The organism is Ruegeria sp. AD5 (assembly GCF_056542345.1).
Map to the genome: position 1 here is coordinate 303561 of NZ_JBQFZR010000002.1, position 22891 is coordinate 326451.

The following is a 22891-nucleotide window of genomic DNA, read 5'->3' on the forward strand; positions in this document are numbered from 1 at the left end:
AATGCGGTGCATTTCAGCACTGCCGAGGGGGAATAATCATTCCCATTCAATCGTTCCGGGAGGTTTCGAGGTGATGTCGTACGTGCATCGGTTGATGCCCTTGACTTCGTTGATGATACGCGTGGCGGTTTCACCGAGGAATTCGTGGCTGAACGGATAGTAGTCCGCTGTCATGCCATCGACGGATGTGACCGCGCGGAGGGCGCAGGCATAATCGTATGTTCGTCCATCCCCCATGACACCGACCGTGCGCACCGGAAGAATGGCGACAAAGGCCTGCCAAATCTCATCATACAGACCATGTTTGCGAATCTGGTCGATATAGATGGCATCGGCTTCGCGCAGGATCTCGAGCTTTTCGCGGGTGATCTCACCCGGACAGCGGATGGCAAGGCCGGGGCCGGGGAAGGGATGGCGACCGATGAAGCTGTCGGGCAGGCCCAACTCGCGGCCCAACGCGCGGACCTCGTCCTTGAAGAGTTCACGCAGAGGCTCGACCAGCTTCAGGCCCATCTTTTCAGGCAGGCCACCCACATTGTGGTGCGATTTGATGGTCACAGATGGACCGCCTGAAAACGACACGGATTCAATCACATCTGGATACAAGGTGCCCTGAGCAAGGAACTCGGCGCCGTCGATTGTGTCGGCGTGTTTCTGGAACACGTCGATGAACAGCTTGCCGATAATCTTGCGCTTGGTCTCAGGATCGGATTGACCATCAAGTTCACCCAGGAACAGTTCGCTTTCGTCCGCGTGGATCAACTGGATGTTGTAATTGTCGCGGAACATGCCGACGACTTCGGCAGCCTCGTTCTTGCGTAGCAGCCCATGGTCGACAAACACGCAGGTCAGCTGATCGCCAATCGCCTCATGTATCAGGATCGCCGCAACCGAGCTGTCGACACCGCCAGACAAGCCACAAATGACTTTTTTGTCCCCGACCTGTTCGCGGATCTTGCGGATCATCTCGTCCCGATAAGCCCCCATGGTCCAATCGCCCTTGAACCCTGCCAGTTTGACAAAATTCTCATAGAGCTTTGCACCCTTGGGTGTGTGATGAACCTCGGGGTGAAATTGCACCGCATAGAAATGACGCGAGGCGTCGGCCGTGATGGCATACGGCGCGTTGGGTGAAGTGCCGAACACCTCAAAACCCGGAGCGATTTCGCTTACATGATCGCCGTGGCTCATCCAGACCTGCTCGCCACCTTCGGCGAACCAGCCATCGAGGATATCAAGCCGATTATTCGGAGTAACAAATGCGCGGCCAAATTCTGCGGTGCCGTGCCCGCTTTCAACCTTGCCGCCCAGTTGATGCATCATCACCTGCTGACCATAGCAGATGCCCAGGATCGGCACGCCGTAGTCAAAAATCTCTTGCGGGGCGCGGGGTGAACCCTCGCGCGTAACACTGTCAGGGCCGCCCGAAAAAATGACGGCCTTGGGCGCCATCTCTCGCACGAAATCCATCGTGACGTTCTGGTAGGGGTGGATTTCGCAATAGACGTTCAGTTCGCGCAAGCGGCGGGCAATAAGCTGCGTCACCTGGCTGCCGAAGTCGATGATCAAAAGGCGGTCATGGCTGTCTTGGGTCATGATTGGCTATTAGGTCGCAAGCCTTGCTTGTGCAAGCGTAATGACGTCAATTCAGCGAGGAGGCTGATACGTGACCACCATAAAACTCAGAACTGCCGAACGAAGCGACGCCAAGTCGATACAAGTTTGTATCGCAAGCGCTTATGCCGATGCGATGAGAGACATTGCCGATCTGCCGGATGTTGCGTCTGGTATCGAGGAAGAGATCGCAGAGCATCAGGTCGTCATTGCTGAAGTGGACGGTACACTTCTCGGTGTCATCATATATGATCAACAGGCCGAGGCTATGATGATATTCAATCTCGCCGTTTCGCCAGAAGCTCAGGGCAAAGGTGTTGCGCGGCAATTAGTTGCAGTTGCTGAAGCTGAGGCTGTTGAGCTTGGGCTTTCTATCCTGCGCTTGCGGACTCACCGATTGATGCACGCGACCCGTGAAATGTACACCCATCTGGGTTGGGTGGAGGTCGAGGAGGCAGGGAATTCTGTCGTCATGCAGAAATGGGCAAAGTAGGGACTGACAGACATATGTCGCTGTGGCCTACAGTTCATGTCGCTTTTACCTCTAGAGCGCCGTAAACTACCTGTGGCGGAGTTTGCCGTTCATGTAACACATCTACCAAACCAACCAATCACGGGATTTACTCAATGGCAGAGGCAAACACCCGGCGCAGGGCACGGGGTGGCGGTGGTGCCGCCCGTCGTGCCGAGCGTACGGCGGTCAAGATCGAAACCGCGAAATATATCGAACGCAATATCCCCAATTTCGAGGTCCTCAACGATGAGGCGCTGGAGATTATCGAAACCAATGCGGAAACCGTATTGGCTGAGATTGGCGTCAATTTCGTAGACAATCCGGCAGCGCTTGAGCGCTGGAAAGACGCGGGTGCAGATGTCGATGGTGAGCGGGTCCGCCTGCCGCGCGGCCTGGCACGTGAGCTGATCAAGACCGCCCCTAGCGAATTTACCCAGCACGCCCGCAATCCTGAGAAATCGGTAGTCATCGGCGGCCGCAATATGGTTCTGGCTCCGGTCTATGGTCCTCCGTTCGTACGCGATGCGCAAGGCGGACGTCGTTACGCGACAATGGACGATTTCAACAAGTTCGTGAAGCTGGCCTACATGTCCAAGTGGCTGCACCATTCGGGCGGTACGGTCTGCGAACCGACAGATATTCCGGTAAACAAGCGCCATTTGGACATGCTGATGGCGCATATGACTCTGTCCGACAAACCGTTCATGGGTTCGGTCACTGATCCCAGCCGGGCGCAGGATTCGATCGAGATGTGCGAGATCCTGTTCGGCAAAGAGTTCGTGCAGAACAACACCGTGATGACATCGTTGACCAACATCAACTCGCCGATGACCTTTGACGACGTGATGATGGGTTCTCTGGAAGTTTATGCCGCAAACAATCAGGCCTGCATTATTTCGCCGTTCATCGTGGGTGGTGCTATGGCACCGGTTTCGGTCGCGGGCACGCTGACGCAGGTTCTGGCCGAGGTCATGGCAGGTGTAGCATATAGCCAGATCATCCGTCCGGGTGCTCCTGCGATCTTTGGGGCATTCGTATCGTCGATCGACATGAATTCAGGAGCGCCGACCTTTGGCACCCCAGAGGCTTCGCACGTCACTTATGGCGCGGGTCAGTTGGCGCGCCGACTGGGTCTACCATATCGCTCTGCGGGTTCGTTCTGTGGTTCAAAATTGCCGGATGCGCAAGCTGCGTATGAGACCGCGAACTCGTTGAACATGGGCCTTATGTCGGGTGTGAATTTCATGCTGCATTCCTGCGGTTGGCTCGAAGGCGGCTTGGTGGCGGATTTCGAGAAATTCGTCATGGATGCCGATCAGTTGGGCGTCTTGCACGGATTGGCCAAAGGTGTGGCCTATGATGAGAATGCACAGGCGATGGACGCCATCCGCGAAGTCGGTCCCGGAGGTCACTATTTGGGTTGTGCCCATACGCAAGCCAACTTCAAGGAAGCGTTCTGGAAAACCGATCTCTTGGATTATAAGCCGTTTGAGACCTGGGAAGAAGAAGGCGCCCGCGATACACGGACGCTGGCTTCGGCACGGGTTGAGCATCTGTTGGCGAACTACCAGCAGCCGCAGCTTGACCCTGATGTAAAGGCTGCGCTCGACGCATATGTTGCCGAAAAGAAAGCATCGATGCCGGACGCGTTCACCTGATTACTGATACTGCGTGGCGCGACTGGCCTGATACAGTTGCGCTTCGCCATTTAATGCAATCAGCAGATCAAGATGGCGCACCAGTGAATAGGCCGCGTCTTCTCCGATGCGTTGCGCGTTAATCTCACGCTCCAATTCCAGCAAACGGATCAACGCTGCACCAGTGCCCGGTGTTGATCCATATCCAAGAAGCCGTTGCAGGTGGCGGTCGCGATTATAGTCCTGCGCCCCGATCTTGGCGGCACGGGCCAGTAGTCGCGGGCGGCGGAGTGTGGTGATCATGGTCATCAGGTCCTGCACGGCAGCTTTCCTTCTTTTTCAATTTCGCTGTCTGAAATGTGACACAACCTAAGCGGGTGTTGCCTTGTGCGGGATCACCCCGAACTATGGTTTCACCACTGTTTATCTTTTTGAATCAATTCTGCTCTGTGCCGTCTGTGATTAACGAACGAGTAACGAAAGCAACTCTAGTTAGATTTGGTTAACTAAGAATCCGACGGCTAAAACTGTCAGTTTGTTTTGTCGACGAGGGCGAAGAAATATGGAAAACAGCGTGGCATTCACTGTACCGGCATGGGTTCCCGAAGGGGCGCAACGATATCTGGACCATACGGAGTCAGGGCGATCTATTCGGGATATTGCGCGGTCCGCAGGATGCCATGCCTCGACCATTCTGCGTCAGATCCGCAGGGTTGAGATGCGCAGGGACGATCCTTTGGTGGATGCAGCTCTGCATTCTCTGGCCCAGTCACACTTTGCGCCAATGGAGCGCACAGGTTCTGCATTTGCAATCGTGACGTCTGAGGCAGGACGGCCCGAAGCCCAAGACGACGAATTCGAGCGCGAGTCGCTGCGTGTACTGAGGCGCATGTGTGAATCCGGTGCAGTGCTTGCCGTGGCCGAGGATATGGACAAGGCTGTTGTGGTTCGGGACAACGGCGAAGGTGGAACTACTAAAACAGCAGTTGTAGATTGCCGGATCGCGCAGGCTCTGGCGCTGAATGATTGGATTTCATGCGATAGTCCGGGTCGGATCTCGCGCTACCGGATTTCAACCTCGGGCAGGGCTGCGCTAAGTCATTTGATTGCCGAGGCCGAAAACCGAGCGCGCACGCAGAATGAATTTGGCATGGCGGAAGCGCAGGCCGCATTCAAACCCGCAACTGCGGGTGCAAGGGCGACATCACAGCCTCGCGTCCGTTACAGCACTGTGGAAAGCCCGCTGATCGCTTTGGCGCGCCGCCGCGACCGGGATGGCAGGCCGTTTCTGGATGAAACTCTGGTGAGCGCGGGCGAGCGCTTGCGTGAGGATTTCGAACTGGCCCAGATCGGACCTCAGGTCACACAGAATTGGGATCGCTTTCTAACAGGCGGTGGACGCGGTGACTTTGCCTCGGACAGCCATGTGGGGCGAGGACCTTCTGGTGCCAGGGATCGTGTGGCCCGCGCGCTGTCTGACCTTGGACCGGGTTTGAGCGACGTCGCGCTGCGCTGTTGTTGTTATCTAGAAGGGCTTGAGCTGGCCGAAAAGCGGATGGGCTGGTCTGCGCGATCAGGCAAGATCGTGCTGCGGATCGCGTTGCAAAGGCTGAAGCGCCACTACGAGGACCAGACCGAGCGGGATCGGATGATCGGCTGAACGATTCATGCAGCCATATACCGGCCTTGCGGAAATGACCCCAAATGATAGTCAGGGGTTATGAATTTCACCTTCCGCCAGCTGCAATATTTCCAGGCCGTCGCCGAACAGCGTAACTTTGGCCGTGCCGCGCAGGTCTGCCATGTGTCGCAGCCTGCGCTTTCGGTTCAAATCAAGGCACTGGAAGACTCGATCGGTGGGCCGTTGTTCGAACGGCAGGCCCGCGACATCCTGTTGACACCACTTGGTCGAGACGTTTTGGACTATGCCCAACATGTCCTGAACGCGGCCGAACGGTTGGACCGGTTTGCACGCGACCATTCGGGTGGCCATAGGTCCCTGTCGATCGGGATTATTCCTACGGTTGCACCTTATTTGCTGCCGGGGGTGTTAGCCGGGTTGCGGGCTGCGGATGTCTCGTTACGGGTTCAGATTCGTGAGGCCCGGACCGAGCGATTGCTATCCATGTTGGGCTTGGGCGAAATAGATGCCGCCGTACTGGCGCTGCCCTTGGGAAGTGGAACTTTCCACGAAGAGCCGCTTTTCGAAGATCGGTTCTTGCTGGCAGGAAGTCAGACTCGCTTGAATCGATTGACCATCAGCCCGGAAGAGTTGCGGCCTGTGGACTTGAAGACAGCGCAATTGATGCTGTTGGAAGACGGGCACTGCCTGACAGATCAGGCGCTAGAAGTTTGCGGTCAGGATCGTACCAGCGGCCAAATTAATATGGGTGCGTCCTCACTTGCCACGTTGTCGCGTTTGGTCGCCGAAGGGTTTGGCCTGACGTTGATGCCTGAACTTGCGGCGCAGGCCGAGACGGATGCAGTCCCCGGTATGCGATTGTTGCGATTTGGTGCGCCGCAACCGGCGAGGACCATTGGCCTGGTGCGTCGCAGCTCGACCGGAGCGGAGGAGTGGTTCGATCGATTGGCGCAAGTAATCCGGCAGGTCGGTGAAGACGTGGTAGCTAAAACTCGAACCTAACGAAAAAGGCCCGCCGAAATGGCGGGCCTTTCAAAGTAGGGCATGACAGGATTATGCCAGCGCCGGTTCGCGGGCTTCGTCCAGATGCTTCATTAGGTTTTCCGGGGACGACACGCCGTAAGGGTCTTCGGGGCAGTTATCCATCAGGCCGAGTTCTTCGAACCATGCCTCCACAACGCCATCGTTGACGATGGCTGCGTAACGCCACGAGCGCATGCCAAAGCCCAGATTGTCCTTGTCGACCAGCATGCCCATTTTACGCGTGAACTCACCGGACCCATCAGGAATGACCTTGACGTTTTCAAGACCCTGATCGGCGGCCCATTTGTTCATGACGAAGCTGTCGTTGACGGACATGCAGTAGATTGCATCGATGCCTTTGGCCGCAAAATCGCCGTGGCCTTTTTCGAAACCAGGCAATTGATAGGTCGAGCATGTCGGGGTGAATGCGCCGGGCAGCGAGAACAGGATAACGCGCTTGCCTGCAAAATAATCCGCAGTTGTCTTGTCTTCCCAACGGAACGGGTTGGGGCCTTCGACGGCCTCATCGCGGACACGGGTGTGGAAGGTTACGTCAGGCAGTTTTGCACCGGTTTTCATCATCAAACTCCTGTGATTCACTTATGTTTGCCGCGAGAGTTAAAATGATTCTAACTCGGCTTCAATGATATATATGCTGCAAAAGCATAATATCTTTGATGGCGATAAAGCATTATAAATAATGCGTAAAATGATGTGCATGATCACTTTCGCTGCACGCGCGTAGACGTGCCGCATAGCGGCTATGCGCCGCTGGTGTAACCAAATGAGTCGGTCTATGTTATGAACAAAGAAAATTGACCCAAAGTCAGGAAAGACAGCCGTGCGTGATCTGAAAGTACCCGAGCAAAGACACCCCGAAAAGGCACATCGACCTGACAATGCGGCTCCGCGCAAACCGAACTGGATTCGGGTCAAAGCGCCGGGTGGCAAGGGCTATGCCGAGACGCACAAGATCATGCGTGACAATAATCTGGTCACCGTCTGCGAAGAAGCCGGATGCCCGAATGTAGGTGAGTGCTGGAGCCAGGGTCACGCGACCATGATGATCATGGGCGAGATTTGCACGCGCGGTTGTACCTTCTGCAACATTGCGACCGGTAAGCCGGATACTCTGGATGCATTTGAACCGGGTCGCGTGGCGCATGCGGTGCAGAAGCTGGGCTTGAACCATGTGGTCATCACATCCGTGGACCGGGATGACCTGCTCGATGGAGGCGCCGATCACTTTGCACAGACCATCCGTGCGGTGCGACACCGCTCGCCCAAGACTACGATCGAGATTCTGACGCCGGATTTCCTGAAATGCGATCCTTCGGTGCTTGAGATTGTTGTCGAGGCCAAGCCAGATGTGTTCAATCACAATCTTGAAACGGTGCCGGGCCTATATCCTCAGGTGCGTCCCGGTGCGCGATATTTCCACTCATTGCGCTTGCTGCAGCGGGTCAAAGAGATGGACCCGTCCATTTTCACCAAATCCGGCATAATGGTCGGACTGGGCGAGGACGAGCAGCAAGTTCGTCAGGTCATGGATGACATGCGCGCGGCGGATATCGATTTTCTGACTATCGGCCAGTATCTGCAGCCAACACCCAAGCATCATGGCATTGACCGCTTTGTTACACCCGAAGAGTTTGCGGCCTATGAAAAAGCTGCATTCGGCAAAGGTTTCCTTATGGTCTCGGCAACTCCTTTGACCCGGTCGTCTTACCATGCGGGCGATGATTTCGCCCGTTTGCGCGAAGCTCGACAAAAGAAGTTGAACCAGAGGTGAAACCCGAACTTCAATCCTGGCTTACCGAAAAGCGCCATGAACTGCATCAAGTGCCTGAGATATCGGGCGAGGAACGTGGAACCGCGACGAGTATCTCGAACTTGCTTCAGGCGTGTGATCCCGATGCGGTTCTGACAGGTATCGGTGGCCACGGTGTCGCGGCGGTTTATGATAGCGGACAGCCCGGACCAACCATCGGAATCCGATGTGAATTGGACGGTTTGCCGATTCAGGAAATCTCAAGTGCACGATACGCGTCGCAACATCCCGGAAAGGGGCATCTTTGCGGGCATGATGGCCATATGGCGATGGTGCTTGGTGTTGCCTTTGTATTGGGGGACAAGCGTCCGACCAAGGGGCGGGTGGTTCTGATTTTTCAACCCGCCGAAGAAACCGGTCAAGGTGCGATTGCCTATCGTGCTGATCCCAAGTTTGCGGATATCGCTCCGGACTATGTGTTTTCTTTGCACAATTTGCCGGGTTTGGAATTGGGCGGGGTTGAGCTTTGCTCGGGTCCGGCGAATTGCGCCTCGCGTGGGATGCGAATTGTTTTGACGGGCAAAACCTCTCACGCGGCGGCTCCTCAGGATGGAGTGTCGCCAGCCGGTGCGTTGGCAGAGCTTATGCCTGCTTTGGCCATTCTGGGGCAGGGTGGGGCGCTGGATGCAGAATATGCGCTGACAACGGTAACCCATGCTAGGCTGGGTGAGGCCACTTTTGGTATCGCACCCGGTCAGGCCGAACTGTGGGTGACCCTGCGCACGGTCTCGGACAGCCGGATGGCAAGCCTGATCCGCGACGCAGAACAGCTGGTGGCTACAAGTGCTCAGGCACAGGGATTAGGTGTTGAAATCACCTATGACGATGTGTTTGAGGCTTGCACAAATACGGGTGAAGCCGTGCAGATCCTGTCAGAGGCCTGCCAAAGCCGCGACATTCCTTACAAGCTGGTTGCGACCCCACAAAGGTTTTCGGAAGATTTCGGGCAGTTCGGAAAAGGCGCCAAAAGCGCCATGTTCTGGCTAGGCGCGGGGCGGGATCATCCGCAGCTACACAACCCCGACTATGATTTCCCGGATGCTTTGATCCCGATCGGGACAGATATTTTTCTGGCTGCTATCGAACAAACGCTCAAGGCCTGAGTTTTCTGGGCTGGCTTTCTGCCCATTCGGGCCACCAACCCATATATTCAATTCCGGCAATAATCAGGCAGATAAGGATCGCGCCAAACACCAGTTTCACGCGCCGTTCCGAGGGCGGGTTTCGCCCCCATTTCGACATGCGAACAAAATGGCGCAGACTCATCAGTCCTGATCTTCGACAAATCGAACCTTGCCGATAAACGGCAGGTTGCGATTGCGCTGCGCATAGTCGATGCCATAACCCACGACAAATTCATCAGGGATTTCAAACCCGATCCAGTCCGAGCGGAAATCAACCTCGCGCCGGCTGGGTTTGTCCAGAAGGGCGATGGATTTCAACCGGTGTGGCTTGCGGGTACGGAGCAGCTTGGAGACGTGGTTCAGGGTATGGCCGGTATCCACGATATCCTCGACCACCAAAACATCACGCCCTTCAATAGCGCCGCGTAAGTCCTTAAGAATACGAACTTCTCGACTGCTTTCCATCGAGTCACCGTAGGACGATGCCTCCAGAAAATCGACCTCGATGGGCAGGTCCAGCTCGCGCACCAGATCAGCGATAAAGACGAAGCTGCCGCGCAGCAGGCCGACAACGACCAGCTTGTCGGTGCCGCCGAATTCAGCCGTTATTTCGCGGCAAAGCTCTTCGATCCGGGCAGCAATTGCCTTGGCCGAGATCATCTCATCTATCACATATGCGCGCTGGCTCATCGCTGCCCCCTTGATCTTTGGCGCGCAACATACGAAATCACGCGCCATTGTCACCAGTTAATCCCGGATATCATGCCAACCCATTCCGAGACCCGCCCGCTGCCTTACACCGCACAGCAGATGTATGATCTGGTCGCGGATGTGGCGAAATACCCTGAATTTTTGCCTTGGTGCGCTGCGGCCCGTATCCGTCGGACCTATGCCGCGGGCGATGGCAAGGTGATGGAAGCGGATCTGGTTATTTCATTCAAGGTGTTCCGCGAACGCTTTGGCAGTCGGGTCACGCTATTTGATGAGCTGAAACGGATCGATACCGAGTATCTGGACGGTCCGTTCAAATACATGCGCTCGGATTGGGAATTCGAGGATACAGTTGATGGCTGCAACGTCTCGTTTCACGTTGATTTCGAATTCAAGAACGCGGTTCTGCAAGGAATCATTGGCGTGGTTTTCAACGAAGCCATGCACCGTATCGTCCGAGCATTCGAACAACGTGCTGCCGTCCTATACGGCTGAGGCTTTACGCCCGAGCGGCGCGCGCTAGACTGCGCCACATGACCGATTTGACAACTGCCCTTGCCGAGTTTGCTGCTGGTTCTGTGTCGACCACGGCGCAGGCTCGTATCGTGACATCTCTATCCGCGTTGGACTGGCTTGCTGTGGGGCGGGCAGGCGCAGATGAGCCGGTTTCCCGCATCATACGTCAGATGGTTCTTTCCGAGAGCGGTGCCGCACAGTCGCGTTTGTTCGGAGGCGGTGATGCGCCGCTACGCGCAGCGGCGCTGGTGAATGGTACCATTTCTCATGCGCTTGATTATGACGACACGCATTTCGCTCATATCGGTCATCCTTCGGTTGCCGTGTTCCCAGCCGCTCTGGCGCTTACGGCATGGGAGGATCGTCCGTTGGTCGATCTGCTCGAAGCGGCACTTGTCGGGATGGAGCTTTCGATTCGCGTCGGCCTCTGGCTGGGCCGTGGTCACTATCAGGCCGGTTTCCACCAAACCGCCACGGCGGGAGCGTTTGGGGCAGCAGTTGCCGCAGGTCGGATTCTGGCGTTTGATGTCAAACAGATGCGGGATCTGCTGGGTCTGACCGCAACCCGCGCTTCAGGGCAAAAATCGCAGTTCGGAACCATGGGCAAACCCTATAACGCTGGGCTTGCGGCTTCGAATGGGGTCGAGGCCGCGCAGTTGATCCGCAACGGGTTTCAACCTGGAGCCGACGCTTTGGAAGGCCCGTTTGGATTTGGGGCGACCCATTTGGGGGCAGGCGACATAGCTGCCTCGCTTGATGGTTTGGGGGACGAGTGGCTGTTCGAAAGCGTCAGCCACAAGTTCCACGCCTGCTGCCACGGCCTGCACGCGGCGCTTGAGGCCGCGCGAGATCTCGATATTGCAGAACCTGAAGTGGCCGAGATCAAGATCAAAACCCACCCCCGCTGGATGAGCGTGTGCAATCAACTGCAGCCGACCAGTGGATTGGGTGCGAAGTTTTCCTATCGTACGGTGATCGCGATGCAGGCGATGGGCTACGATACAGCTCTGCCGGGGAGCTATTCCGACAAGATTTGTGCTGATCCAAGACTGCAATCCTTAAGGGACCGAATCACGGTCGAGGCGGATGAGAGTCTGTCTGAGACACAAGCCCATCTGTCCCTGTTACGCCGGGACGGCGCGCGCCGCGAGGCCAGCCATGATCTGCTGGCTCCGATGTCTCTATCGGATCGCGAAGATCGCGTCAGGGAGAAAGCGGCGAAGCTGATCGGAGGGGATGAGGCAGACGCCATCTGGTCAATGCTACGCACCGGTGGGCGCGCAGCGGATTTGGCTGAAAGGCTAACTGATTAAGCGACGCGCCAATGCAGTGGAAAGCCCGGATCGAATACGGTCACGGGGCCGTCGCCGCTTTCGATTTTGGCCGGATAGACGACCTCATCGCCTTTGGTCAGCGTGATGGTCTCTTCGTTTACTGGCAGGCGATAGAAGGCCGGGCCGCTGAGTGAGGTGAACGCCTCCAGCTTGTCCAACGCATCTGCGCGCTCGAACATTTCGGCCAACAGTGACATCGTATTGGTTGCAGTGAAACAGCCGGCGCAGCCACAGGCCATTTCCTTGTTTGCATCCGTGTGCGGCGCGCTGTCTGTGCCCAAGAAGAAACGCGCATCACCCGATGTCGCGGCGGTCAGCAGTGCCAGCCGATGATCTTCGCGTTTGGCGACCGGCAAGCAGTAATAATGCGGCTTGATACCGCCCACCAGTATGTGGTTGCGGTTGATGATCAGGTGATGCGTTGTAATCGTCGCACCCAGATCTTTCTCGTTCGCCTTGACGTAATCCACGCCGTTTGACGTCGTGATGTGCTCCATCACCACGCGCAGTCCGGGTGTTGCTTTGCGAATCGGATCAAGAACGCGGTCGATGAACACCGCCTCACGATCGAAGATATCGATCTCGGCATCCGTGACTTCGCCGTGCACACATAGCGGCAGACCGATCTCGGCCATCTTCTCCAGCACCGGGCGTACCTTGTCGAAATCGCGAACGCCAGAAGACGAGTTGGTTGTTGCCCCAGCCGGGTAAAGCTTGACCGCCTTGACCAATCCGCTTGCATGTGCGGCGGCCACATCCGCCGGGTCCGTGTCTTCGGTCAGGTAGAGCGTCATCAGCGGCTCAAACGTCATATCCTCAGGCAGAGCAGCAAGGATGCGGTCCCGATAAGCTGCTGCGTCGTCACCTTTGACAACGGGCGGAACCAGATTCGGCATGATGATGGCACGGGCAAAATGGCGCGCGGTTTCAGGCAAGACGGCTTGCAGCATCGCGCCATCGCGCAGATGCAAATGCCAGTCATCGGGGCGGCGGATCGTCAGGGATTGGGTCATGGCCCCCGGCTAACACAGCCGCTTGGGTGGTGAAAGACCCTCTTGCCCTTGCCGATGAGACAGATCGCCGTAAGTCACTGACGGATGGTGGTCTTGACCTCTGGTTGTGGTCATGACCTGTTGGGGCGCAGGAAAAAGGGGAACTCATGACACAGCCAAACTCCATCGATGCCGTGCAAGAGCTTTTGGGCTCTGAGGGTTATGTCTGTGGCCGGGCTTTGGCGACGGTTGTGTTTCTTTCGCTGAAACTTGGTCGACCTCTATTTCTGGAAGGCGAGGCGGGCGTCGGCAAGACTGAGATCGCCAAGGCGCTGGCCGCAGGATTGGGGCGGCGCCTGATCAGGTTGCAGTGCTACGAAGGCCTTGATGCCTCTTCCGCTGTGTATGAGTGGAATTTCCCCGCCCAGATGGTGGCGATCCGAACCGCAGAAGCGTCGGGTGGGGCGGACCGAGGCGCGTTGCAGACCGAGCTGTTCTCGGATGATTATCTGATCGAACGCCCCTTGCTGCAGGCCATGCGTCCGGATGCTAATGGGGCACCTGTATTGCTAATTGACGAATTAGACCGGACCGACGAACCCTTTGAGGCTTTCTTGCTGGAGGCGCTCAGTGACTTTCAGGTCACGATCCCCGAGCTTGGTACTGTCAAAGCTCCAGAACCGCCCATTGTGATCGTTACCTCGAACCGTACGCGCGAAGTACACGACGCACTGAAACGCCGCTGCCTATATCATTGGGTCGATTACCCTGACTTTGCGCGCGAAATCGAAATCCTGCACGCCCGGGCTCCCGAAGCGGCGCAAGCGCTGAGCCGTGAGGTGGTCGCCTTTGTTCAGCGCTTGCGCACTGAAGATTTGTTCAAGAAACCGGGGGTGGCCGAGACCATCGATTGGGCGAAGTGCCTGCTGGCGCTGGACGTTATCAACCTCAGTCCCGAAGTAATCGGCGATACGTTGGGTGCCATCCTGAAATACCAGGACGACATCCAAAAGTTGCAGGGGTCCGAGGCCAAACGCATTCTGGATCAGGCGAAAGCCGATCTCGAACCGGCCTGATGCTTCATCTGTTCGAAAATATTTCGGGGGTTTGATGGCCGAACAACTCCCACTCGATATACCGGACAACCCCAAACTGGCCCAGAACATCACCCATTTTGCGCGCGCTTTGCGCAAGGCCGGACTGCCGATAGGAACTGGGCGCGTGGTTGACGCGATCCGCGCCGTGCAGGCTGCGGGGTTCACCGAGAAAAGAGATTTCTACTGGACGCTGCATGCCTGTTTCGTGAACCGGCCGGAACATCGAACGGTTTTTGCGCAAGTCTTCCGCCTCTATTGGCGCGATCCGCGGTATCTAGAACATATGATGTCCATGATGCTGCCCGCCATTCGCGGTGTTCAGGAGGAGCGCAAAGCGGATGCGGCTGAAAAGCGGGCGGCTGAGGCCTTGTTGGATGGCGTCGAACGCGACTTGCCAGAATCAACCGAGCAACAAGAGGAAAGCGAGATCGAGATCGACGCAACCCAAACCGCGTCATCTGAAGAACGCTTGCGCAACCTCGATTTCGAACAGATGAGTACATCCGAGATCGCCCAGGCCAAACGCATGCTGTCGCGCCTGAACTTACCGGTCAAACCCATCGAGTCTCGCCGAGGTCAGGCCAGTCCCCTCGGTCACCGCATTGATCGCGCTCGGACACTTAGGTCAGCGATGCGGCAGGGTGGCGAACTACGCGATATCGCGCACTTGCAACCCAAACCTCGGTGGCCGAATTTGGTGGCGTTGTGCGATATATCCGGGTCGATGAGCCAATACAGTCGGATCATTCTGCACTTTCTACACGCGGTTTCGAATGCCAAAGGCGCAGGTTGGGCCAAAGTGCACGCATTCACGTTTGGCACACGCCTGACCAACATCACCCGCCATCTGCATCAACGTGATGTCGATGCAGCGCTGGCCGCTGCTGGGGCCGAGGCACAGGACTGGGAAGGCGGAACCCGGATCGGAGAATGCCTGTATCAGTTCAATCGCGACTGGTCGCGGCGCGTCATGGGGCAGGGGGCGGTCGTGTTGCTGATCACCGACGGGTTAGAGCGGGGCGATCCCGAGATGCTGGAAAAGGAAATCGAGCGTTTGCACCTGTCGTCACGACGCTTGATCTGGTTGAACCCTCTGTTGCGCTGGGACGGGTTCGCACCGAAAGCTCAGGGTGTGGCGACAATGCTTCCACATGTCGACAGCTTCCGCGCCGGGCATTCGATTGCGTCGCTGGAAGATCTGGCCGCCGTGATTTCACAACCAGATGATCAGGGGCAGAAAGCGCGGCTGATGTCCGCGCTTTCAGACTAGCTGTTACGAAAGCTGCTCTTCATTGCACTTCCGTGCCATCTCCATGGCTTTGTAAGTGCCAGTCAGGTCAACGGTGAAGGCGAACTCTTTCTCCGGGAAAACGACCATCACCTTCTTCTTGGCAAGATCATCTGCGAACTGAGGGTCGTCTGACAGAACATACCCGCCCGAATAGCCCTTGGTGATGTTCCCCTTCATACCGGTGGCTTCTCCGACATAAATATTGTCGCCGATAAGGATGGCAACAGCCTCTTTCTCGCCTTTCTTGATGTTGGTTTTGGCCTTGGTGAAGACACCAACATAGCCAACGCCGCGATCTTCGGTCAGGCCCATCTGCACGACATTTTCAGCGTCATCAACCGCTTCGATAAGGCAGGATTTCTTGTCCTGATCGATGAAAACCTTCCAGCCTTCGACCTCACCGTATTTCAGAAATGTGTCAGCCCAGCCGGTGCTGGCAGTCAACAGGCCGATCGCTGCTCCGAGTGTAAGAATGCGTTTCAACTGTTTGTCTCCGCTATGAAATATGTTGGGACGATCCCGAATAGGCCCCGGAATCGCATGCAGGCTAGAATGACGCCTTCCAACATTCAACAATTTGTGAATGTGAGTTCAAAATCGGCTTGTTAGCGCCACAAGATCGACCCGCTGAGCGCTTTTCATTGCTCCAAAGCTGACTATGTTGAACCCAAGCACGGCCGGAGGTCTAAATGGAACGATTCGATAGCAGCCCGGAAACCGCACTAAAATGGTATCGCGCCGGGAAGGGCGCGGCTTTGGCCACTGTGGTTGAGACCTGGGGCAGCGCGCCGCGCCGTGTAGGCGCGCAGTTGGTCATTGCGGGCGATGGTCGGATCGAAGGCTCGGTTTCTGGTGGTTGCGTCGAAGGTGCCGTGATCGTCGAAGCGCTGGAAGCCATAGAGGAAGGCGAGGCAAGGCTGCTAGAGTTCGGTGTAAGCGACGAGGATGCGTTTGCCGTCGGTCTGGCCTGCGGCGGTACGATCAGGGTTTTGGTTGAACCGGTCGGCAAGGTCCTGCCCGAACCAATGCTGGCCGAACTGGTCGCGGCACGGGCGCGGCGCGAATCCTTGGCCTATGAAGTCAATGTCGAGACGGGCCAGCGCGCGTTGCGCCGTAATGCCTATTCCGAACGCTTGCGTATGGACAGGTCCGGGTTCGAAGAGGATGGGCAAACCTTTGTCGCTGTCCACAACCCACCGCTACGGTTGATAGTGGTGGGAGCGGTGCACATCGCCCAAGCTCTGGTGCCGATGGCCCGGATCGCGGGCTATGACCCGGCGATTATAGATCCGCGCGAGGCCTTCGCATCGGACGCACGTTTTCCCGGAGAAACCATCCTGACGGATTGGCCGGATGAGGCTGTGTCAAAGCTTGGTCTCGACTCGCGCACGGCGCTTGTGTTGCTGACCCACGACCCCAAACTTGATGACCCCGCGCTTCAGGCCGGTTTGGCGGCCGATGTGTTCTACATCGGCGCACTCGGATCTAAGCGCACACATGCCAAACGCGTGGAGCGGATGAAGCAGGCCGGGTTCAACGATGACCAGATTTCACTGATTCACGGACCTGTTGGGCTTGATATCGGGGCGGCTGGACCGTCTGAGATAGCCGTTGCGATTCTGGCGCAGATGACGGCGGTCCTGCGAGGCAGAGCGTGAAGTTTGGTCCGGTACCCGTTTCCGACGCCGACGGCGCGATATTAGCCCATTCCGTCAAAGCGGGAAACCGCAAGCTCAGGAAAGGTATAACGCTTTCGTCCGAGCACATAGCCGAGTTGCAACAAGTCGGTCTGACCGAGGTCACAGTCGCCAGACTGGAGCAAGGTGATTGCCATGAGGACGAAGCCGCAGCGCTGCTGGCAGAAGCGCTTGCACCAAGTCCCACACAGGCAAATCTGCGTGTCACCGAAGCCTTTACAGGCCGGGTCAACCTTTTAGCAAATGGACCAGGCGTCGCGGTGCTGGATACCGATGCCTTGCAAAAGTTCAATCAGGTCAACCCGATGATCACGGTTGCGACGGTGCCGCAATATCAGCAGATGGTGGCTGGCGGTATGGTAGCGACGATCAAGGTGATTTCGTATGCCGTACCTCGATCCGACGTTGAGAGTGCGGCCCGTCATGCGCAGGACGCTATTCGGTTATCGGTGCCCAAATACGAAAATGCGGGTCTCATCGTTACCGACATTGCTGGCGGGCCATCTAATGAAAAAGGTATCGCTGCTATTCGTAGCCGGGTTGAGGCTTTGGGTATGAATCTGGCAGATGTTCAGGTGGTGCCGCATCGGATGGGCGACTTAACAGCATCGATTTCGGCCATTCGGGGTGAGATCGTCATGATCCTGACCGGATCGGCCACGTCGGATAAAGATGATGTGGCGCCTGCTTCTGTGCGGGCGGCGGGGGGTATCGTCGACCGGTTTGGAATGCCGGTCGATCCGGGGAACCTGTTGTTTTTGGGATCTTCCGGCGAGCGCCCCATCATCGGTTTGCCCGGATGCGCGCGCTCACCAGCATTGAACGGGGCGGATTGGGTCTTGTCCCGCGTTGCTTGCGGAATCGAAACGACGGGCGCGGACATCGCAGGGATGGGTGTCGGTGGGCTGCTAAAAGAAATCCCGACGCGGCCACAGCCCCGCGCTGCCAAGAGTAAATGACGCAACGGCAATTTTGCCCCGTTTGGTAGACGCATCATTGTTAGAAGGCTGATCAGCGAAACTGCGGAAAAATCAGGCAAATATTTTTGTTCTCAAACGAAATTTACCGTGTTTAACTCTGGCTTAGCAAATAAGCCAAAAAAAGGGGAGGATCTTATGACCAAGGTCTCAATGACCGTGAACGGCGTTGCCGTCAGCGGTGATGTTGAAGGGCGGACTCTATTATCCGGATTTCTACGCGACCACCTGAATTTGACAGGCACACATATTGGCTGCGACACGGCTCAATGTGGCGCGTGCGTAGTGCACGTGAATGGTGAGGCGGTCAAATCCTGCAACATGCTGGCGCTGGAAGCAGACGGCGCGGATGTGGGCACGATCGAGGGGCAGGCGGCCGAAGATGGCACGCTGAACGTGATCCAACAGGCCTTTCAGGATCATCATGGGCTGCAATGTGGGTTTTGCACTCCGGGCATGGTGATGAGCGCTGCAGCATTGCTAAAGGATAACCCGCGCCCGACCGAAGGCGAAATTCGCAAGTACCTTGAGGGTAACCTATGCCGGTGCACAGGCTACCACAACATCGTCAAGGCAATCATGGCCGCATCGGGTCAAGACGTTTCCAGCATCGCCGCCGAGTGAGGCGGTTAAGAATTTTCGACGAAAATTCTTTTCCACGGAGGAGAACAAGCAATGCCCAAAGACAGTGGCATCGGAGCCAGTTCCAAGCGGCGCGAGGACGTACGCTTTCTGACCGGAGCAGGCAATTACACCGACGACATCAACGTACATGGCCAGGCCTATGTGCATTTCCTACGGTCCGACATCGCGCATGGCCGGATCACCAACATCGACACATCTGCCGCCGAGGGTATGCCGGGGGTTGTGAAGGTGTTCACCGGCAAGGACTTTGAAGGCGTGGGCGGAATGCCCTGCGGCTGGGAAGTAACCGACCGTCATGGCGCCCCGATGCAGGAACCACCGCATCCCATTCTGGCGCAAGGCAAGGTCCGACATGTAGGCGATCCCATCGCTGCCGTTGTCGCGGACAGCCTTGAACTCGCCCGCGATGCGGCGGAAGCGATTGAAGTGGATATCGAAGAGCTCCCCGCCGTGCTGGATATGAAAGCCGCAGCGCAGGATGGCGCTACGCTTATCCACGAGGATCTGAAGAACAACATCTGCTATGACTGGCATCTAGGCGAAGAAGACAATGACAAGGTCAATGAGGTTTTTGCCAACGCGGCCCATGTCACCACTCTGGACCTGATCAATAACCGTCTGGTCGCAAACCCGATGGAGCCGCGTGTTGCGGTGGCCGAGTACAGCCGGGGTACGGATGAGTACACGCTCTACACCACTTCGCAGAACCCGCATGTGATCCGCTTGCTGATGTGCGCATTTGTTCTGGGCTTGCCTGAACACAAAGTGCGTGTTGTAGCGCCTGATGTTGGTGGTGGATTTGGCACGAAGATTTTCCACTACGCGGAAGAGGCGTTCTGTACATTCGCTGCCAAGGCCTGCAACCGTCCGGTCAAATGGACCGCCAGCCGGTCCGAGGCGTTTATGTCGGATGCGCAGGGCCGCGACCACGTCAGCACGATTGAGCTCGCTTTGGACGCGGACAATAACTTCACAGGCCTCCGCACCAACACCTACGCCAATCTGGGCGCGTATCTGTCGACCTTCTCAAGCTCGGTTCCGACTTGGCTGCATGGCACTCTGATGGCGGGCAATTACAAAACGCCGGTCATTCAGGTGAATGTGAAGGCAATGTTCACCAACACAGTGCCGGTGGACGCTTATCGCGGTGCGGGTCGGCCAGAGGCGACCTATCAGCTGGAGCGCGTCATCGACAAGGCGGCGCGTGAACTGGGTGTCGATCCGATCGCCCTGCGTCGCCAGAATTTCATCACCCAGTTCCCGTATGACACACCGGTGGCGCTGACCTACGACACCGGGGATTACAACGGGACGATGGATAAGCTTGAAGCTGCTGCTGATTTGGCTGGCTTTGCCGCGCGACGGGCGGAAAGCGAGGCCAATGGCAAGCTGCGTGGCCTAGGCGTCAATTGCTATATCGAGGCCTGCGGCATCGCGCCCTCGAACATCGTCGGTATGCTGGGGGCCCGGGCAGGACTCTATGATGCAGCTACGGTTCGGGTAAACGCCACCGGTTCTATCAGTGTCATGGTTGGTGCACATAGCCACGGGCAGGGGCATGAGACTGCTTTCCCGCAGGTAGTGGCCGACATGATCGGCATCGACGAGTCGATGGTCGAGATTGTGCATGGCGACACCTCGAAGATCCCGTTCGGCATGGGCACTTATGGCTCACGCTCGCTGGCGGTCTGTGGTTCGGCCATGGTTAAGGCGACCGAAAAGGTCATCGACAAAGCCAAGAAGATCGCGGCCCACCTGCTCGAGGCGTCCGAGGCCGATATCGAGCTGAAGGACGGTCAGTTCAGCGTCGCGGGCACTGACAAGTCGGTGGCCTGGGGTGATGTGACTCTGACAGCCTATGTGCCGCACAACTTCCCATTGGAGGTTGAGCCGGGGCTGGAGGAGACCGCATTTTATGACCCGGCCAACTTCACCTTCCCAGCGGGGGCATATGCCTGCGAGGTTGAGGTGGATCCCGAGACTGGACAGGTGACCATCGAAGCGTTCACCGCTGCGGATGACTTTGGCAACATCGTTAACCCGATGATTGTGGATGGTCAGGTACATGGCGGTATCGGTCAGGGTATCGGTCAGGCTTTGTTGGAAAACTGCGCCTATGACGAGAATGGCCAGTTGCTGAGCGCATCCTTCATGGATTACGCGATGCCACGCGCCGATGATCTGCCGTTCTATGCGGTCGACCATTCCAGTCAGACGCCGTGTACGCACAACCCGTTGGGTGTGAAGGGCTGCGGTGAAGCTGGTGCGATTGGCTCGCCGCCTGCGGTAGTCAACGCGGTTCTGGATGCGCTGAACTCGGGTGGAAAGGCTGTTGATCACATTGACATGCCGATGAGCCCGTCGCGTGTTTGGACAGCAATGCATGGTTGAGAGGTTCGGGTGCGAGGGGCCAGCCCCTCGCGCTCCCCGAGATATTTATAGCCAGATGAAGGGCGGATCCGCGCTTTTCGGAAAGGAAGAACGAAATGTACAATTTCGAGTTTGAGAAACCCTCGACCATCGCTGACGCGGTTACTGCGTTGGGAGTTGAGGATGCACAGGCATTGGGGGGTGGGCAAACCCTGATCCCCACAATGAAGCAGCGGTTGGCCGCGCCATCCAAGCTGGTTTCGGTCAATGGAATCGCTGAAATGAAAGGGGTCTGCGTCGAGGATGATGGCTCGGTAGCGATAGGCGGTGCGACAACCCACGCAAATGTGGCCGCTGAAGCTGCTGGTAACTATCCGGCGCTGGCAGCGCTGGCCGGCCAGATCGGTGATCCTGCGGTGCGTAATCGTGGCACTATTGGCGGTTCGATTGCCAACAATGATCCAGCGGCCTGTTATCCGGCGGGAGTGCTGGGTTCAGGCGCGACCATTGTCACCAATAATCGCCAGATAGCGGCGGATGACTTCTTTCAGGGCATGTTCACGACAGCTTTGGAAGAGGGCGAGATTATCACTTCGGTGCGTTTCCCTGTGCCTCAGGCGGCGAGTTATCAGAAGTTTTTGCAGCCCGCGTCTCGGTTTGCGTTGGTCGGGGTTTATCTCGCTCGGTTCGCCAATGGCGTTCGGGTTGCAGTAACCGGCGCAAGCGAGGACGGAGTTTTCCGCTGGGCAGAGGCTGAGGAGGCCCTGAACAAAGAGTTCCGCGCGGACGCTTTGATGGGGCTGCACATCAATCCGATGAACATGATTGGTGATCTGCACGGGAGCAAAACGTATCGGGCGCATCTGGTCACTGTTATGACGAAACGGGCTGTCGAAGCTTGCAGCTGATCTGATTGTTAATCAGCTTTGAGAGCCTCGGTGAAAGCCGGGGCTCTTTATTCTTTCCAAACTCTTGGGGGCTTGGCGGGGCGCCAGTAGGCGCCGGTGTCTTCTCGTGCCGTCTGATAGCGTTCCACGCGGTCACGCGCGGCTGATCCCCCGGCGGCAAAGAGATGACCTAGCAGGCATTCAAGCACTGCCATCGCTCCGGAGAAGCTGGAAAAGTGATGTTGCGCGCGGGTACTTACAGGCAGCACGATGTCAGGGTTAACACCAGGGGCGATGACGTCGCTATCCGACAATAGCACGATGCGCATGCCGCGTTTACGCGCAAAACGCATGGATTGTATGGTGTCAGAGGAATAGGGGTGAACGGTAATAGCGAAAAGGCAGTCCGCTTCATCGGCCTCGAGCAAATCATCGATGGCTGATCCCATATGTCGCGGGATAAGCTGAAATCCTGGGTGTGCCATCCGACCCGCATAGTGGAGATAATAGGCCAAAGCATAGCTGGCCCGGGTCGCGGTTATGAAACAGCGATTAGCTGCAATCATGTACTCCGTGACCTGTTGCATCAAATCAGGATCGGCCAGTCGCAGGGAGCGGGCTACGACGTTCAGTTCGTTTTGCGCAAACCCAGCTTGCGCGGCGCTGAATTGGCCCCCCGATTTCATGCGATCCAGCCAGCCTTGACCCAGCCGATCTTCCCGGTCTGTGACAAGGGTTTGGCGAAAGGGTCGTCTGAACGACTCAAAACTGTCGAATCCCATGCGTTGTGCCAACCGCACCAAAACGTTTGAACTGACGCCGATCTTTTCGGCGGTAAGCCGAACCGGGTCGAGCCCGAAATCGCCAGGGTGGTCGATGATGTATTTCGCTGCGGCTTGCATTTGCTGAGGCAGGGTGTCGATTTCGTGCCGAAGCTGCTCGGTCAGTTGGGATGAGGTGTGTTGCATTTGGTAAGAAAAAACAAATGT

At 56.9% G+C, this 22891-nt stretch carries 23 protein-coding genes; 15 read left to right on the forward strand and 8 right to left on the reverse strand.

What is annotated here, in order from left to right:
* Positions 1–36 precede the first annotated feature (36 nt).
* Positions 37–1596 (reverse strand): glutamine-hydrolyzing GMP synthase, encoded by a 1560-nt coding sequence (gene guaA, locus ACR0JG_RS10020; RefSeq protein ID WP_480569473.1) that lies wholly within the window; start codon positions 1594–1596, stop codon positions 37–39.
* Between the two features lie 70 nt (positions 1597–1666).
* On the opposite strand from guaA, the gene ACR0JG_RS10025 reads away from it, so the two are divergent.
* Together ACR0JG_RS10025 and ACR0JG_RS10030 are read left to right on the forward strand one after the other, a co-directional pair.
* Entirely contained in the window at positions 1667–2107 is a 441-nt protein-coding gene (locus ACR0JG_RS10025) for a GNAT family N-acetyltransferase (protein WP_480569477.1), read from the forward strand.
* Between the two features lie 134 nt (positions 2108–2241).
* Entirely contained in the window at positions 2242–3786 is a 1545-nt protein-coding gene (locus ACR0JG_RS10030) for a trimethylamine methyltransferase family protein (protein WP_170801006.1), read from the forward strand.
* On the opposite strand, the gene ACR0JG_RS10035 is transcribed toward ACR0JG_RS10030, so the two are convergent.
* Entirely contained in the window at positions 3787–4086 is a 300-nt protein-coding gene (locus ACR0JG_RS10035; protein WP_480569480.1) for a DUF6477 family protein, read from the reverse strand.
* Positions 4087–4327: 241 nt separating this feature from the next.
* Here ACR0JG_RS10035 and ACR0JG_RS10040 point away from each other — a divergent pair, with 241 nt between their 5' ends.
* A complete protein-coding gene (locus tag ACR0JG_RS10040) occupies positions 4328–5425 on the forward strand; it encodes a DUF6456 domain-containing protein (protein WP_480569483.1) in 1098 nt (365 codons plus the stop codon).
* Positions 5426–5485: 60 nt separating this feature from the next.
* Positions 5486–6409, forward strand: coding sequence for a hydrogen peroxide-inducible genes activator (locus tag ACR0JG_RS10045; protein WP_480569486.1), 924 nt, complete (start codon positions 5486–5488; stop codon positions 6407–6409).
* A 51-nt stretch (positions 6410–6460) separates the two neighbouring features.
* On the opposite strand, the gene ACR0JG_RS10050 is transcribed toward ACR0JG_RS10045, so the two are convergent.
* Positions 6461–7009: a redoxin family protein gene (locus ACR0JG_RS10050; RefSeq protein ID WP_480569489.1), complete on the reverse strand. Its 549-nt coding sequence runs from the start codon at positions 7007–7009 to the stop codon at positions 6461–6463.
* Between the two features lie 262 nt (positions 7010–7271).
* Between ACR0JG_RS10050 and lipA the strand changes: the two genes are divergently transcribed.
* Both lipA and ACR0JG_RS10060 read left to right on the forward strand, forming a co-directional pair.
* A complete protein-coding gene (lipA, locus tag ACR0JG_RS10055; RefSeq protein ID WP_480569492.1) occupies positions 7272–8222 on the forward strand; it encodes a lipoyl synthase in 951 nt (316 codons plus the stop codon).
* Positions 8219–9364 carry an amidohydrolase gene (locus ACR0JG_RS10060; protein ID WP_480569495.1) on the forward strand — a complete coding sequence of 382 codons (1146 nt, stop codon included), beginning with the start codon at positions 8219–8221 and terminating at the stop codon, positions 9362–9364. Before lipA ends, ACR0JG_RS10060 begins: the two co-directional genes overlap by 4 nt.
* On the opposite strand, the gene ACR0JG_RS10065 is transcribed toward ACR0JG_RS10060, so the two are convergent.
* Positions 9354–9527, reverse strand: a complete 174-nt coding sequence (locus ACR0JG_RS10065) for a hypothetical protein (RefSeq protein WP_170645967.1) — start codon at positions 9525–9527, stop codon at positions 9354–9356. The two genes, ACR0JG_RS10060 and ACR0JG_RS10065, sit on opposite strands and share 11 nt — an antisense overlap.
* Positions 9527–10075 carry a hypoxanthine phosphoribosyltransferase gene (gene hpt, locus ACR0JG_RS10070; RefSeq protein ID WP_010439696.1) on the reverse strand — a complete coding sequence of 183 codons (549 nt, stop codon included), beginning with the start codon at positions 10073–10075 and terminating at the stop codon, positions 9527–9529. Before hpt ends, ACR0JG_RS10065 begins: the two co-directional genes overlap by 1 nt.
* 72 nt (positions 10076–10147) lie before the next feature.
* Here hpt and ACR0JG_RS10075 point away from each other — a divergent pair, with 72 nt between their 5' ends.
* Complete coding sequence (locus tag ACR0JG_RS10075) at positions 10148–10591, forward strand: type II toxin-antitoxin system RatA family toxin (RefSeq protein ID WP_170510230.1); 444 nt, start codon at positions 10148–10150, stop codon at positions 10589–10591.
* 38 nt (positions 10592–10629) lie between these two features.
* Positions 10630–11925, forward strand: a complete 1296-nt coding sequence (locus tag ACR0JG_RS10080) for an MmgE/PrpD family protein (protein ID WP_480569499.1) — start codon at positions 10630–10632, stop codon at positions 11923–11925.
* Here ACR0JG_RS10080 and pyrC read toward each other — a convergent pair.
* Positions 11922–12959: a dihydroorotase gene (gene pyrC, locus ACR0JG_RS10085; protein ID WP_480569502.1), complete on the reverse strand. Its 1038-nt coding sequence runs from the start codon at positions 12957–12959 to the stop codon at positions 11922–11924. The two genes, ACR0JG_RS10080 and pyrC, sit on opposite strands and share 4 nt — an antisense overlap.
* Before the next feature lie 146 nt (positions 12960–13105).
* Here pyrC and ACR0JG_RS10090 point away from each other — a divergent pair, with 146 nt between their 5' ends.
* Together ACR0JG_RS10090 and ACR0JG_RS10095 are read left to right on the forward strand one after the other, a co-directional pair.
* Positions 13106–14014 carry an AAA family ATPase gene (locus ACR0JG_RS10090; protein WP_170735152.1) on the forward strand — a complete coding sequence of 303 codons (909 nt, stop codon included), beginning with the start codon at positions 13106–13108 and terminating at the stop codon, positions 14012–14014.
* A 34-nt stretch (positions 14015–14048) separates the two neighbouring features.
* On the forward strand, positions 14049–15305 hold the full coding sequence (locus ACR0JG_RS10095; protein ID WP_480569506.1) for a vWA domain-containing protein: 1257 nt from the start codon (positions 14049–14051) through the stop codon (positions 15303–15305).
* A 3-nt stretch (positions 15306–15308) separates the two neighbouring features.
* Here the strand turns inward: ACR0JG_RS10095 and ACR0JG_RS10100 are convergent, their stop codons facing one another.
* Positions 15309–15809 carry a hypothetical protein gene (locus ACR0JG_RS10100; protein WP_170510628.1) on the reverse strand — a complete coding sequence of 167 codons (501 nt, stop codon included), beginning with the start codon at positions 15807–15809 and terminating at the stop codon, positions 15309–15311.
* Between the two features lie 206 nt (positions 15810–16015).
* Here ACR0JG_RS10100 and ACR0JG_RS10105 point away from each other — a divergent pair, with 206 nt between their 5' ends.
* From ACR0JG_RS10105 to ACR0JG_RS10125, 5 genes are all read left to right on the forward strand, one after another.
* Complete coding sequence (locus tag ACR0JG_RS10105; RefSeq protein ID WP_170817705.1) at positions 16016–16984, forward strand: XdhC family protein; 969 nt, start codon at positions 16016–16018, stop codon at positions 16982–16984.
* Entirely contained in the window at positions 16981–17982 is a 1002-nt protein-coding gene (locus tag ACR0JG_RS10110; protein WP_480569511.1) for a molybdopterin-binding protein, read from the forward strand. Before ACR0JG_RS10105 ends, ACR0JG_RS10110 begins: the two co-directional genes overlap by 4 nt.
* 156 nt (positions 17983–18138) lie before the next feature.
* Complete coding sequence (locus tag ACR0JG_RS10115) at positions 18139–18624, forward strand: (2Fe-2S)-binding protein (protein ID WP_170393234.1); 486 nt, start codon at positions 18139–18141, stop codon at positions 18622–18624.
* 51 nt (positions 18625–18675) lie between these two features.
* Entirely contained in the window at positions 18676–21036 is a 2361-nt protein-coding gene (locus ACR0JG_RS10120) for a xanthine dehydrogenase family protein molybdopterin-binding subunit (RefSeq protein WP_170510619.1), read from the forward strand.
* A gap of 95 nt (positions 21037–21131) precedes the next feature.
* Positions 21132–21923, forward strand: coding sequence for an FAD binding domain-containing protein (locus ACR0JG_RS10125; protein WP_170510198.1), 792 nt, complete (start codon positions 21132–21134; stop codon positions 21921–21923).
* A gap of 47 nt (positions 21924–21970) precedes the next feature.
* Here the strand turns inward: ACR0JG_RS10125 and ACR0JG_RS10130 are convergent, their stop codons facing one another.
* A complete protein-coding gene (locus ACR0JG_RS10130; RefSeq protein ID WP_480569515.1) occupies positions 21971–22870 on the reverse strand; it encodes a MurR/RpiR family transcriptional regulator in 900 nt (299 codons plus the stop codon).
* Positions 22871–22891: the final 21 nt, after the last annotated feature.

What these genes read in the sequence shown, in the direction of transcription:
- guaA (WP_480569473.1), bottom strand. Translation starts at nt 1,596, where the DNA reads ATGACCCAAGACAGCCATGACCGCCTTTTGATCATCGACTTCGGCAGC.
- ACR0JG_RS10030 (WP_170801006.1), top strand. Translation starts at nt 2,242, where the DNA reads ATGGCAGAGGCAAACACCCGGCGCAGGGCACGGGGTGGCGGTGGTGCC.
- ACR0JG_RS10040 (WP_480569483.1), top strand. Translation starts at nt 4,328, where the DNA reads ATGGAAAACAGCGTGGCATTCACTGTACCGGCATGGGTTCCCGAAGGG.
- ACR0JG_RS10045 (WP_480569486.1), top strand. Translation starts at nt 5,486, where the DNA reads ATGAATTTCACCTTCCGCCAGCTGCAATATTTCCAGGCCGTCGCCGAA.
- ACR0JG_RS10050 (WP_480569489.1), bottom strand. Translation starts at nt 7,009, where the DNA reads ATGAAAACCGGTGCAAAACTGCCTGACGTAACCTTCCACACCCGTGTC.
- ACR0JG_RS10065 (WP_170645967.1), bottom strand. Translation starts at nt 9,527, where the DNA reads ATGAGTCTGCGCCATTTTGTTCGCATGTCGAAATGGGGGCGAAACCCG.
- hpt (WP_010439696.1), bottom strand. Translation starts at nt 10,075, where the DNA reads ATGAGCCAGCGCGCATATGTGATAGATGAGATGATCTCGGCCAAGGCA.
- ACR0JG_RS10075 (WP_170510230.1), top strand. Translation starts at nt 10,148, where the DNA reads ATGCCAACCCATTCCGAGACCCGCCCGCTGCCTTACACCGCACAGCAG.
- ACR0JG_RS10080 (WP_480569499.1), top strand. Translation starts at nt 10,630, where the DNA reads ATGACCGATTTGACAACTGCCCTTGCCGAGTTTGCTGCTGGTTCTGTG.
- pyrC (WP_480569502.1), bottom strand. Translation starts at nt 12,959, where the DNA reads ATGACCCAATCCCTGACGATCCGCCGCCCCGATGACTGGCATTTGCAT.
- ACR0JG_RS10090 (WP_170735152.1), top strand. Translation starts at nt 13,106, where the DNA reads ATGACACAGCCAAACTCCATCGATGCCGTGCAAGAGCTTTTGGGCTCT.
- ACR0JG_RS10095 (WP_480569506.1), top strand. Translation starts at nt 14,049, where the DNA reads ATGGCCGAACAACTCCCACTCGATATACCGGACAACCCCAAACTGGCC.
- ACR0JG_RS10105 (WP_170817705.1), top strand. Translation starts at nt 16,016, where the DNA reads ATGGAACGATTCGATAGCAGCCCGGAAACCGCACTAAAATGGTATCGC.
- ACR0JG_RS10115 (WP_170393234.1), top strand. Translation starts at nt 18,139, where the DNA reads ATGACCAAGGTCTCAATGACCGTGAACGGCGTTGCCGTCAGCGGTGAT.
- ACR0JG_RS10120 (WP_170510619.1), top strand. Translation starts at nt 18,676, where the DNA reads ATGCCCAAAGACAGTGGCATCGGAGCCAGTTCCAAGCGGCGCGAGGAC.
- ACR0JG_RS10125 (WP_170510198.1), top strand. Translation starts at nt 21,132, where the DNA reads ATGTACAATTTCGAGTTTGAGAAACCCTCGACCATCGCTGACGCGGTT.
- ACR0JG_RS10130 (WP_480569515.1), bottom strand. Translation starts at nt 22,870, where the DNA reads ATGCAACACACCTCATCCCAACTGACCGAGCAGCTTCGGCACGAAATC.